9 protein-coding genes are annotated in these 13187 nt (G+C 39.7%); all 9 read right to left on the reverse strand.

The window, feature by feature from the left end:
* Positions 1 to 17 precede the first annotated feature (17 nt).
* Positions 18 to 1400, reverse strand: coding sequence for a sulfatase family protein (locus PU629_RS12875; RefSeq protein WP_275280474.1), 1383 nt, complete (start codon positions 1398 to 1400; stop codon positions 18 to 20).
* A 230-nt stretch (positions 1401 to 1630) separates the two neighbouring features.
* Positions 1631 to 2440: a creatininase family protein gene (locus PU629_RS12880; RefSeq protein ID WP_275280475.1), complete on the reverse strand. Its 810-nt coding sequence runs from the start codon at positions 2438 to 2440 to the stop codon at positions 1631 to 1633.
* A 29-nt stretch (positions 2441 to 2469) separates the two neighbouring features.
* Positions 2470 to 3243 (reverse strand): IclR family transcriptional regulator, encoded by a 774-nt coding sequence (locus PU629_RS12885; protein WP_275280476.1) that lies wholly within the window; start codon positions 3241 to 3243, stop codon positions 2470 to 2472.
* A gap of 21 nt (positions 3244 to 3264) precedes the next feature.
* Positions 3265 to 4602: an APC family permease gene (locus tag PU629_RS12890; protein WP_275280477.1), complete on the reverse strand. Its 1338-nt coding sequence runs from the start codon at positions 4600 to 4602 to the stop codon at positions 3265 to 3267.
* A 1809-nt stretch (positions 4603 to 6411) separates the two neighbouring features.
* On the reverse strand, positions 6412 to 7806 hold the full coding sequence (locus tag PU629_RS12895; protein WP_275280478.1) for an MATE family efflux transporter: 1395 nt from the start codon (positions 7804 to 7806) through the stop codon (positions 6412 to 6414).
* Between the two features lie 1194 nt (positions 7807 to 9000).
* On the reverse strand, positions 9001 to 10488 hold the full coding sequence (locus PU629_RS12900; RefSeq protein WP_343076317.1) for an alpha-L-fucosidase: 1488 nt from the start codon (positions 10486 to 10488) through the stop codon (positions 9001 to 9003).
* 139 nt (positions 10489 to 10627) lie between these two features.
* Positions 10628 to 11518: a fumarylacetoacetate hydrolase family protein gene (locus PU629_RS12905; RefSeq protein ID WP_275280479.1), complete on the reverse strand. Its 891-nt coding sequence runs from the start codon at positions 11516 to 11518 to the stop codon at positions 10628 to 10630.
* A gap of 41 nt (positions 11519 to 11559) precedes the next feature.
* On the reverse strand, positions 11560 to 12333 hold the full coding sequence (locus PU629_RS12910) for an SDR family NAD(P)-dependent oxidoreductase (protein ID WP_275284422.1): 774 nt from the start codon (positions 12331 to 12333) through the stop codon (positions 11560 to 11562).
* A 48-nt stretch (positions 12334 to 12381) separates the two neighbouring features.
* Positions 12382 to 13176, reverse strand: a complete 795-nt coding sequence (locus PU629_RS12915) for an SDR family NAD(P)-dependent oxidoreductase (protein ID WP_275280480.1) — start codon at positions 13174 to 13176, stop codon at positions 12382 to 12384.
* Positions 13177 to 13187: the final 11 nt, after the last annotated feature.

Consider the following 13187-nt stretch of genomic DNA (forward strand, 5'->3'; position numbering starts at 1 on the left):
ATTTTCAGTAAATAAAATCAATGAGGTATAGATCTAACCTCCAACCTGGATGGGTCAGGGTTTTCACACCAATCCTCCCAAGTAATGCCAAAGTGTAAAAGAATTTTTTCAATTCTATTCTTAAAAGGTAAACCCTCTTCTCTAAGAATGGCTTGCATAGGGTCTTCTCTGTCACCTAATTTTCCCCTCGTCCATTCAGCTAACTTTTCTTCAAATCTGGTCGTTAGGTCTGGTAATGAGTCAGCTAAGTTAATCTTTTCATTTGGATCCGACATTAAATTATATAATTCTTGTTTTGGTCGAATAAAAGGCCCTGAATCAAATGTTTTGATATACTTATATTCTTTAGTTCGAATCCCTCTAGCTGCCTGCCATGAACATTCACTGAGAAATATTTCTTTTCGATAATTTCTATGTTTCCCCTCTATTAATGGCCACAAAGATTCACCGTCGAGTCCATTAGGTATATTAAGATTTAAGGCTTCTAATATTGTTGGCATAATATCGGCATGCTGAATAAGGTCAGTCGATCTGATGTCACTTGGTATTTTTTCTGGCCAACGCATAATGACCGGCACGTGGACCGTCGCGTCATACAAACCGCAGTGATCCCAAAAAATATTATGTTCAGTTAAACTTTCGCCATGGTCACCAAATAGAATTAATAAGGTCTCTTCCTTTATTCCTAATCCTTGTAAATGTAAATCCAAATCTTTAATTAAATCATCTAAGTATCGAATTTCAGCATTGTAGAGAGCGCTTACATAATCGGCATCCGTTATTCCACCTAATAAATCATAATGATGATATTTAAAGAAGGGGTATGCCCGATGATGAAAAGCTTCTCTCATACTCATGTTTTCGGGGTCTGAAGGATTTCGTTCATTACTATAAAATGGCGAAATGTATTGTTGTGGAGGTAAATAGGGTGTATGCGGGTCCCAGTAGTGTAAAAATAAAAAGAAATCTTCGTCTTTGTGTGCTTTGATCCATGGTTTAGCTAAATTATTAATATCTTGACCATCAATCCATCTCTTTTCTCCTTTTGTATTAATATAATAATTGTAACCTCTCGCAAACCATTCTTTTAAATGATACAGATTATCTATTGCACCTGTTAGATAGCCAGATGCTCTTAGGAGATTTGGCAACCATTCGACATTTTTAGGTAAGTATTGCGAATTCGAGCCATGGGCTACAATTCCTGTGGTTAAACCTACTTTTCCTGTAAAGAGGCTCGTATGGGCAACTTCTGTAGGGATATCAGATGCGAAAGCGTTTTCAAAAATAATACCTTGTCTTGCTATTTCATCTAGATGTGGGCTAGTTGGCAAATGATAACCATAACAGCCTAAATGGTCAGCTCTCAAGGTATCTAAAGAAATTAAAATGACTTTCAACCTTTCCCCTCCCCCCTTTATGTTATATAGAAATTTTATTATTTTTGAAAAATTAAATCATTGCCGAAACAGACATGAACCTGTTCAATTTAGCCATATTTACTCCTATCCCTGTTAACCACTTCAGCCTTAAATAAATTCAAGCTCCAAGAAAGTGAAAACTGAGTACCACAGCACTCAGTTTTCTTACCAATCTTTTAATAGTTCGCTCTCCTGTTAGCATTAAAAATTTACAACGGAATAGTTTTATTCCTTAGTGTGACGTGGATATCTTCTTCGCAGTGGCGGATAAGCTCGACTAGGTTATCAACCAGTTTGTAATGGTAGATCTCTCCGTTTTCTTTGTTTGATACGGTGGCGTCACCGACGACTCCGATATTTTTGGTTTTCGCGCGATAGGTGGCGACGTCGCTTGGTACAAAGACCGAATCTCCTTCTATGAATGGGTCATGATTGAAATAACGATGACTTGTGCTGTTATTTTCAATCGCCTTAGTCATGTCGCATAGTTCTGGATGTAAATACAGCATATGGGAGGTTTCCAATCCAGCTGCGTGCCCCGGTGCACCAGGATTCGGTGCCATCAATTCGGCCCCTATGGTTCTTGCAATATAGAATGGGTCTGCAACCGCTACAAAAGAACCTGTGTGATTCCGAATTTTAACTGCTGCATTCTTTATCGGTGGCAGATTAGCTTCTCGATGCCCGTTAAGGATAATGATTTTTTCAAAACCGTGATAGACCAAACTTTGTAACATATCCACTAAGAGATTGGTCAAAGTTTCAGGTCGGAGCGTAATCGTTCCGGGATAGGCCATGTGATGCGGAGCCAGTCCAAACCAAGTGGGCGGAGCAACCAGTGTTCCTGTTTTTTCTGCTGCAGCTTCAGCAACATCCCTTGCGACAAACGTATCAGTACCAAGCGGTAAATGAAGCGCATGCTGCTCGGTGCTTCCAACAGGGATGATAATCGTCTTCTTCTCCTCTAAATAAGCTTCAACATCGGACCATTTATTGTTTTGTAACCAAACATCCTTCATACTTGGCCTCTCCTTCTCATATCTATTTTTTAGATTCTTACTTGGATTTTCTTAGAAAGACGAGTTGCTGTCTCTCTCACTAAATCAATACACTGATCAAGATCACCTTTGTTAACAAATTCACGTTCTAAGCCAGCCACACTGATTGCCGCTATGACATCTTGATCTGAAATTAGGATCGGAGAAGCAACGGCAATTGTTCCCTCATGAAGTTCCCCATAGCTTATAGCAATCCCCTTTTCCTTAACATGGAGTAATTCTTCTTGCAGTCTTTCTTTTTTTGGAATTCTAGGATACAACGAATAATCGATTTGATTTAAAATACGCTCCTGCTCTGTCAAACTTAAAAATGCCAGTAAAGTCCTAGGGCAAGCGGCCGCGTATAAAGGAGCTCTCCTGCCTACCTGAGGGTAGATCTTGATTGGATTTAAGGATTCAATTTGATCAATGTAAACCGCTTCTTCCCCATCTCGAATAACCAGCTGCACCATCAGCCCTGTCTCATTTCGAAGCCGAACCATATCGTCATGAGCTTGTTCCCGAATATTGAGCTGGTTGAGGACGATATTAGATTTACTAAGAAATGCCCAGCCCAATGAATATAACGTTTCTTTATACCTTTTATGGCTTTTGATATAGCCATATTTTTCAAGAGACTTAAGTAATCTAAACGTTGTTGTCTTAGGAAAGCCTGTTTTCTCTACCAGTTCTTCCAAGGTTAAAAAGGGATGGGCATGATTAAAACACTCTAATAACTCGAGTCCTTTTTCCACACTATTATTCTTGCTCACAAAGTCAGTCATCGTTTTTCTCCTAGACATTAATTAGGCTGATTTTTTTTGAGTCGTATGTGCATTCTTGTTCGTAGCCTTGTTAATAAAATAAATGACGACACCTGTTGCCAACCAAATGATTCCCCAAAGAATGGCTTTTGGAGTGATGTAATACATCTCAGCAAGTGTACCGATAATTGCGAGAATCGGAAATGTATTACCTAATGGAATTTTAAATGGTCTCGGCTGATCTTTTCTCTTTTGACGAAGTATAATGACTGACACATTCACCCCCAAGAAAACGACCAAAGCGGTGAAAACACCAGCTGATGAAACAAGACCTAGATTTCCTGTGAGGGTTAGTAAAATAGCAAAGATACCACAAATTAGGGTTGCTGCGCTTGGTGATTTAAACTTTGGATGAATTCCACCAAAAAAGCCCCAAAGATGACCGCTTCTCGCCATAGCCAAACCAACACGCGGTCCGCCTATTAAACAACCAATCCCAGATGTAATGGTTGCTGCAATACCAGCTGCTGCTACAAAGTTAGATGCCCAACCGGATGTTACAGCGGCCAAAGCCGATGCCAGAGGAGCACTTAATGTTGGCAGAACATTTACTGGAACAAGTGTCACGACAACCCAGCCTACCAAACTATATAAAATGACAACACTTATAATAGCCCACACCGTTGCGCGAGGAATATCCTTATAGGGCCGTTTCGCTTCTTCTGCTAGAGTCGTGATAGCATCAATATGTATTTGACCAAATGCAATCAGCGCAGCGGCTGCCATTAAACCACCAACTCCATTCGGTAAAAATGGGTGTTGATGGATGGGCATAGGAAGTTTAGGATGCATAATCCCAATAACAATAAAAATGAGCAGTGCCAAAACCTTGAAAAAAACAAGAATATTAATGACATTTTTGGATAAGGAAATGCCTAAATACAACATGGCTACTGTTAATATCCCAATAATCACAGCCCAAGATGTCGTAGATAGTCCTGGTGCAAAATAACGGGCATAGAGACCAAATCCCAACCAAACCGCTGCCCCAACCGCCACATACTGCGTCATCATAGTCCAACCAATAATAGCCCCTACAAAATCTCCTGCCTTTTTCCCGAGCTCCGAGAATGCCTGTCTGCAATAGACGTAACTCGCCCCCGCCTGAGGAAACATCGATGATAGTTCGGCGTAAGACAAAGCTGTAAAAATGGCAATGATTCCCGCAATAATAAAACTGACAAACAAGCCGGCACCAGCTGGTTTAGCCGCAACACCTGTTACAACAAAAATCCCCGTCCCAATGAGCGCAGCCACTCCCATTGAATAAAGATCCCTAAAAGTTAGCGTACTCGCTAACTTTTGATCCTGCTTCTCCATTTCAAGCCCCCTCTATTCCATTATGCGGAATTAAAATTCCAAAATTAAAACTATAAACTAATATTAGAATTATAAAAATTAAATGTCAATTTTTAAAAAAAGAACAATTGACCATCCCAAATTCCACTTTGTACCCAAAACGTTTTGTGTTTTACTTTTGTGACGAAACGAACTACATCGATTGTTAATGGTGTCTTGTATATAAGAAATGACAAAGGAAATAATGGGGAGAACCTTTAAAAGAATGGATTGAATAGAATGGAAAGAGCCTTTGAATATAAACAGATTGTCAATAAAATCCTTACCACTAATCTCAACACAGTTCTCTAGATACCTCGGCGTAATAGTAACTGAACCACTTGGTAAAGGGTAAGGCGCAAAATCTGAGAAGGTCCAGCACTGACCCTGAGAGAAACAAACGTTCTCCTTGCAGCTGGCCTACTTGATGTTAGAGCGGAACATTTCAGACAGGTGAAATTTGTACTGGGACAAAATGATTTCTAAAATATCTCGATAGGATTCGAATTCTTCAGTAAGATCCCCGCTAAAGATAAGTTTATGCACCATGTTGATGCCGATCTCTAGGCTTTTCGCATCGTCTGGCAGATCCCAGATATGATAAGGAAAATCTTCGTAACCACAACTAAGCTGGGCGATTGAAAGGACTAATCGACTATTGATCGGTCGAAATAGAATTTCAGACCTTCTCGGATTTTTGGCGGACCTTCTATGATTTTTGTGTAACCTTCTTTGATTTTGCCTCAACCTTTTAGGATTGAGCACGCTCGCTTGCAGTTAGTGCTGGACCTTCTCGGATTTTGCGCCGACCTTTTAGGATTTTTGTGTAACCTTCTATGATTTTTCTTCAACCTTTTAGGATTGAGCATGCTCGCTTTTGGTCGGCGCTCGACCTTCTCGGATTTTGCGCCGACCTTCTTGGATTTTTGACCGACCTTTTAGGATTTTCGCGTAACCTTCTTTGATTTTTCCTCAACCTTTTAGGATTGGGCACGCTCGCTTGCGGTCAGTGCTGGACCTTCTCGGATTTTGCGCCGACCTTCTCGGATTTTTGGCCGACCTTTTAGGATTTTTGCGTAACCTTCTTTGATTTTTCCTCAACCTTTTAGGATTGGGCACGCTCGCTTTTGGTCGGCACAGGACCTTCTCAGATTTTGCGCCGACCTTCTTGGATTTTTGGCGGACCTTCTAGGATTTTTGTGTAACCTTCTAGGATTTTTCTTCAACCTTTTAGGATTGAGCACGCTCGCTTGTGGTCGGCGCTGGACCTTCTCAGATTTTGCGCCGACCTTCTATGATTTTTGAGTAACCTTCTTTGATTTTTCCTCAACCTTTTAGGATTGAGCACGCTCGCTTGCGGTCAGTGCTGGACCTTCTCGGATTTTTTGGTGACCTTCTTGGATAAATGGGGAAGCTTCTCGAATTTCGCTCCCTTGCATGTGGGCAGGGTTAGAGCTTCTGTGATTTTTCTGCCACCTTTTAAGATTTTTGACAAACCTTCTCAGATTTTTCCTCAACCTTTTAGGATTGAGCACGCTCGCTAGTGGTCGGCGCTGGACCTTCTTGGATTTTCAAGTCCACTTAGGTTCAAGTAGAATAGCGCTAAATCAAATCGAAATCCCCACCTTAAACTTTTGGTGGGGTGCTGCTATCTGATGCTTACACTATAATGCCCTCAACAAAAAACAAAACCGTCGTTCTAGGCCGCATCTAGCCGAAAACGACGATCCAATTTTATTTCCAGTCACACGATCTTCTACATGTAGACTTGAGTGGCCCTATTCCCTTGTATCAGTGGGATTCCTCCATTTTTTCTCCTGTTCCATACAACTTATTTAGGTTGATCCGCTTCCATCCTCCGTTAAAATAATAAATAAATAGTAAAATATCTGAAACAATGAAACTAATTGGGAAGCTCCACCAAACCCAATTAATTCCTAAGTGGTAAGCGAAAAGATAAGAAAATGGAATACGAATCACCCATAGAGTCACAAATGAAATGAGCAATGGGAATAAAACAGCACCAGTAGAGCGCACTGTGCTCACAAGAATATTCATGACTCCAAACAAAATAAAACTCCAGGCTGTAACATCATTAACATGTATTCCAAGTTGAACAACAGCAGGCTCCGTAACAAACAAGTGTAATATATCTTTGTTGAATAAATAGACAAGTCCTGCAAGTGCACCTGTCATAACCAGGTTGTACACAAGACCCGCTTCAAATGTACGCTTGACTCGATCCCACTGGTTAGCGCCAACATTTTGTGAACAAATATTCGAGACAGAAGCGCCGATCGCCATCGCCGGCATGCTGATATAATTCGTAATGTTCATTGAGGCACTAAACGCAGCTACTGCCGTGGAGCCAAACGTGTTTACCAAGTCGATCAGCGCCATAGAACTCGTAGAAGCCACCATCATCTGAAGCCCCATCGACATGCCGCGTTGTGTCATGAGCTTCACTAAATTTGGAATTGGCAATAAATACCTTAGCTCTTTAACGCGAAGTGACAATGGGTGATTAATATAATAGAGAAAACTAATTAAACAGGACAAACAAATAAATTGCGCCAATAATGTCGCAGTTGCCGACCCCTCAATTCCCATCTTCGGAAAAGGACCAAGACCAAAAATCAATACTGGATTCATAACGGTATCGATCACTACCGAAACTAATAGAAAATAAAAAGGTGTTTTTGAATCACCGGCACCCCGTAACGCCATTGTTATAAAGTTGTACAAGTTTCCAAACGTAACCGTTATCATAAAAGTTCTTAAATAAGGGACTGCGTATGGCATGACCGATTTTGGTGTATGCAACAATCCGAGGAGATCAGTGGCAAAAACTTCACTAAGAACGGTAATGACAAGAGAAAACAAGAGAAAAAAGGTAAATCCAGTTCCAATTACGCGTTTGGCTTCGTCATATCTTTTAGCGCCGTAGTGCTGTCCGACAACGATTGAAGACGCCATCGCAATGCCAAACGTTAAACTAAAAACTAGAAAATTGATATTATTGACATTCGCCGTTGCTGCGAAAGCATCGGCACCTAAATAGTGGCCGACCCAGATGGAATTAATGGTTCCATTTAATGACTGCAAAATGTTGCCGAGCAACAAAGGTAAAGAAAAGAAAAAAACAGTTCGGTAAATCGGGCCCTCGGTGAGTTGTCTGCGTTCCATAACCTTTCCTCCACAATATTCAGTTGTAACAGAAAATTATATTACTCTGCGCTCGAGTTTTATTATTTTCGAGTGATGAATGTCAGCGCTTCCGTAACTTCGATTGGCGATTGACATCGATTAAAAATCCTCCTTCTGCTTATTTAAGCATGGAATTATCATAATCGTCCATTTTTTTAACTTCATTTTAGATAATTGGCAAACTGCTGATTATTCAAGAAGGAATACGTAGAACGGTTCCCTTCAAATCCTGTGATTTCGACGCTGTTTGTATGTAATGACTGGAGAATTTCAAATGCCAATCCGCCATTTTTCTCCATGACTAAGAGTGTCACTGTGTAACAGATTCGACCTTTGGATTATTACACAACAGTCAGAAAGTTACACAGTATGGAATCTCACCAACTGGCACCTAGCAGCTTTCTAGCTTTACCAAAAGAGAAACTGAGCACCATAGTACTCAGCCCTCCTAATCTTTGCTATTTTGATTGCCTTACTTATGCCGCTTATATCTAATTGTAGATACTATATATGAGACGTTAACCAGATACCTCTTGGGTCTGGACCAAAAATTATAAGAGGCTGGGACAGAAGTAGTTGACGAATAGAAAAAACCGAACTTATTCACTGTTTAACGTGATGGGTTCGGTCTTTCATTTATAAGTTAAGTCACTTATGAAACGCTAGTCAAAATACGTTGCTTTCCGTGGGCACGGCCCAAGCCTCCTCAGCAAGGAAAATGCTTGCTTGCGGGGTCTTCGGACACGTGCGGTTCGAGCAGGAGTCTCCGTATTTTGACTGCGCTTCCTATTTGTTTGTGTCTAATAAAAATTTAGTGTTCGGAATTTAAGTCAGTTAGTTTAGTTTTGTCCCAGCCTCGATCACACAAAAAAGGTTTGACAATAATAAGTTCAACGATTTTAAATAGTTTTTGAAACCGGCCGATTCATACTTCCTGATTTATTTCCATTTAAATCAAAGATCACCTACATACCTATATTTTGAAGCGTCGAAGTCATGGTAACATGATTTCATTTCCCATTTTTCCAAGCCCAACAATAAATCTCGATTATGCCTTTCAATTGGCGTTTGAGTAATAAGGAATTTTGCTCAAAAATTTATTCTTCCTCATCATCTGTCATCCCCCCTAAACGTACGATCGCATCCTAGCCCATGAAAAATCTGTTTATAATATTAGTCCACTTGTATTTTAAAAACGACGGGTTGATCACTTGATACTTTGTTCGTTTTAATCATTAGGCCATTTTCACCTCTGCTCCACTGAGGCTGCTCTTCAAACCCTAATACTGTAATGCCCTTTATTACTCCATGGAAGTGAGGAAGCTTTGAAGCGTCTTTCTCCCCTAGAGATTCTATGATCACTTCACCGTTTTTGGGATAGTTCAAAACAATTGCGTACAAATACGAGCCATTAACAGTAAAGCGGATATCTTGTGGTGTAAAATGTTTTGAAACGCTATCAGTAAACTGCCCTTCAATAACTTTTGTGGGACCTTCCCCATACTTTCTCCAAACTTTACTACTATAAATGGCCTCTCCATTTATTTCAAGCCATCTCCCAATTTCCAATAAAATAGATTTATCCTCATCAGGAATCGTTCCATCAGATTTTGGTCCAATATTGAGTAATAAGGTTCCATTTTTACTTACAATATCTACAAGATCACAAATAATCTCATTAGGTTGCTTGTAGTCGTTATTTTTAGTATAACACCATGAATTTTTGGCTACAGAGGTATCTGTTTGCCAAAAATAGGGCTTCTGTTCTGAAAATTGCCCTCTCTCTATATCAACTACTGCACTTCCAAACATGAAGGCATCATGCTTATAATTGATCGCAACTTCGATCCCCCATTCATTCGCACGGTTATAATAATAAGCTGCAAACTTTTTTAAATAAGGCTTGACCGCATGGTGCTGAATCCACCAATCAAAGTAGACAATCTTGGGTCGGTAACGGTCTACGATTTCACAAGTTCGAACTAACCAATCTTCCATGAATTCTTTAGATGGGGAGGGACTAAATAAGTCATGATGATTGGGTTCAGGCATGGCTGCCCAATAAAAGTCTCCTCTTTCTAATGGTTCTTTAATATCGCTGTCAAAGTCTTTTCCATGTCCCATGAAGAACCAATGTTCAATTCTATGGGTAGACGCACAAAGAGGGATGTTTCTTTTCTCAAGTGATTGTCTAAGTTCACCTAAAATATCACGTTTAGGTCCCATTTCATAGGCATTATATTTAGACACATTACTTTTATACATTTGGAAACCATCATGATGTTCCGCAACTGGCATCACATACTTTGCTCCTGCCCTTTCAAAAAGGCTTGCCCATTCCTCAGCATCAAATTTTTCTGCCTTGAACATTGGAATAAAATCTTTGTAACCAAACTCTTTTTGTTTTCCATAAGTCTTAATATGATGGTCATACTCTTTGGAGCCTTGAATATACATGTTTCTCGGATACCACTCATTACCAAAAGCAGGAACAGAGTAAACGCCCCAATGAATAAATAATCCAAATTTGGCATTTTGGTACCATTCTGCTACTTTATATTGTCCAAGAGAATCCCAATCATCTTTGTACTTTCCATCTCTTATAACTTCGTCAATTTCCTGTAAATAGTCTTTGATCGTTTTCTCAATCTGAATATTAATAGTTAAGCCCTTCCTTCACTATAATTCACTTATATAAATAAGAAACTATTCCTTAATTGAGTACCAATCATATCCAAAAGCAACGCTCTTCAATTTCTGATAAACTTTATGTTTCAGAGTGTACCTTCAAAAGCCATTATTATTCTTTTTTAAATTTATTTTCTAGTTTCCCTAGATTCTCAACTTCAACAGTAACGACATCGCCGGGTTTTAAATAGACTTGTTTTTCTTCGGGGTAGCCTAGTACGACTCCTTCTGGTGTTCCTGTTAGAATAATGTCACCGGGTTCTAATGTCATATGGTCCGAAATGTAGCTGATAATTTCAGCACAGGAAAAAATCATGTCAGAGGTATTGGACTCTTGACGAACCTCTCCATTTACAATTGTCTTTAAAGATAAGTTATTAGGTTCTCTCACCTCGTCTGCCGAAACTAAATAAGGACCTAATGGGCTAAAATCATCACAAGATTTACCAGGCAGCCACTGAGGTGTTTTTAATTGCAAATCTCTTGCCGAAAGATCATTGGACGTACTATATCCGAAAACATAATTTAAGGCTTCGTCCTCGCTCACATATTTTGCCTTTTTTCCAATAATAACGGCTAATTCCACTTCATAATCGAGTTTGTCTGTCACTTTTGGTATGGCAATATCTTTTTTGTGTCCGGTTAAAGTATTGTTAAATTTGTTAAATAGAATTGGCATTTTAGGATAAGGGGCATTGGTTTCATCGGCATGTTTCCTATAATTGAGTCCAACACATATAATTTTGTTCGGCCGTGTCACACTGGGGCCCCATTCTATTGTTTCTTCATTAAGGACATAAGTCTTGTTTGATCTGTCAAGATTATTGATATAGTTTTGAAGACTTGCGAGCCTTTCTTGACCTCCTCGTATCACGTCCATAACATCCGACGTCAGATCCTGTGACGGCACTTCTTTCAATGCCTCCTCCATATCAATAATTCCCTCCTCGGTTTTAACACCGAGTATGTATGTTCCATTTTTATCGATCGAAAGCAGTTTCATTTGCTATTCCTCCTTTTAAATACCTTCTGAGACTTTAAAAACTAAGCGTTTTTACCAAATGTCACTCCACCATCAATAAATAAAGGAGAACCCATCATAAATTTAGATTCATCCGAGGCTAAGAATAATGCAGCATTTGCAACGTCTTCTGGTCTTCCTAGATCACCACTTAGCTGACGCATTTTAATTTGTTCAAGAGCTTCGTCCGGATCATCATAGGAGTTTTCTAAATAGTTCTCAACAAAAGGGGTTAAAATAGTACCTGGTAAAAGGGCATTAATTCGAATATTATATGGGGCATAATCTACTTGAGTTGATTTTGTAAGAGCAAGAACTGCTCCTTTAGATGTCGAATAGGAAGCCCTTTTAGCTAACCCTATTTCGGCAATGCAGGAGGACATATTAATGATTGAACCTTGTCTTTTTTCCATCATATGAGGCAAAACATATTTGCTAACAAGAAAAACCCCTTTAACATTAACGTTAATCACTCTATCAAAGTCATCCGGATCAACTTCATGCAGACGGCCTACACCACTGATACCCGCGTTGTTAAATAACACATCAATTCGACCATATTTATTTATGATCTCCTCGACCATACTTTGAACAGATTCTGGATGGGTAACGTCTGCTTTTATAAATCTGGCCTTTCCTCCATTCTGGATAATGTTAGCAACCGTTTCCTCACCTTTAATTGGATCAAGGTCATTCACGATCACCGTTGCCCCTTCTTTTGCAAAAAGGATCGCTGTACTTTTACCAATTCCCGAACCAGAGCCAGTTATTAAAGTTATTTTATTTTCTAATCTCACCAAAAATCCTCTCCCTTAGTTATTCATACCTTTATTAAAAGAGTTTTTTTAAACAAATTTCCATTCCGCCTTAATACCGGCGCCATACCCTAGAGTTGCACCACCATCGACCGTAACAACTTCACCTGTAATAAAACTCGAATCCCGGTTACTAAGAAATAACACAACACTTGCTATTTCCTCAGCTTCCGCTGTATAGCCCAACAAGTGTGAACGATCCTGTTCAAGTTTTGCTAGGTCTGGATCTGGTTGTTCCTCGAGCCATCTTTCAAGTAGTGGAGTCATGACGCCTGCAGGACATATGGCATTAATACGCACCCCTTTAGGTGCCATATCAACCGCCAATGACTTGGTTAAAGAAATGACGGCTCCTTTGGTGGCAGAATACGCTGGATTTCTTCTTTGGCCCGCAACACCTGTCATAGATGCCATGTTAACAATACGACCCTTCGTTTTTTCTAAAAAGGAAAGGCTATACTTAATGGTTAAATACATACTTTTTACATTAACTTCAAACAGTCGATCCCACTCATGGCTTTCTATTTCATCAATCCCCTTTGATAAAATCGTTCCTGCATTGTTAAAAAGGACATCCAGTTTTCCGAAGGTTTTAATAGTTGTATTAATCAAATGTTTCACTTGCGTTTCCTCTGAAACATCACCGCATACCCCAACCACTTCTCGCCCTTGGGCTTTTAACCGATTAACGACGGATTCTAATTTGTCCTTATTGAGATCAGCAATCACAACTTTAGCACCTTCAGCCGTGAAAAGGTCAACCGTTGCTTCACCTATTCCACTGGCACCGCCTGTAACAATCGCCACTTGACCATTTAATTTCAATTCCCTCACCA

Source organism: Pullulanibacillus sp. KACC 23026, assembly GCF_029094525.1.
Classification (GTDB): domain Bacteria; phylum Bacillota; class Bacilli; order Bacillales; family Sporolactobacillaceae; genus KACC-23026.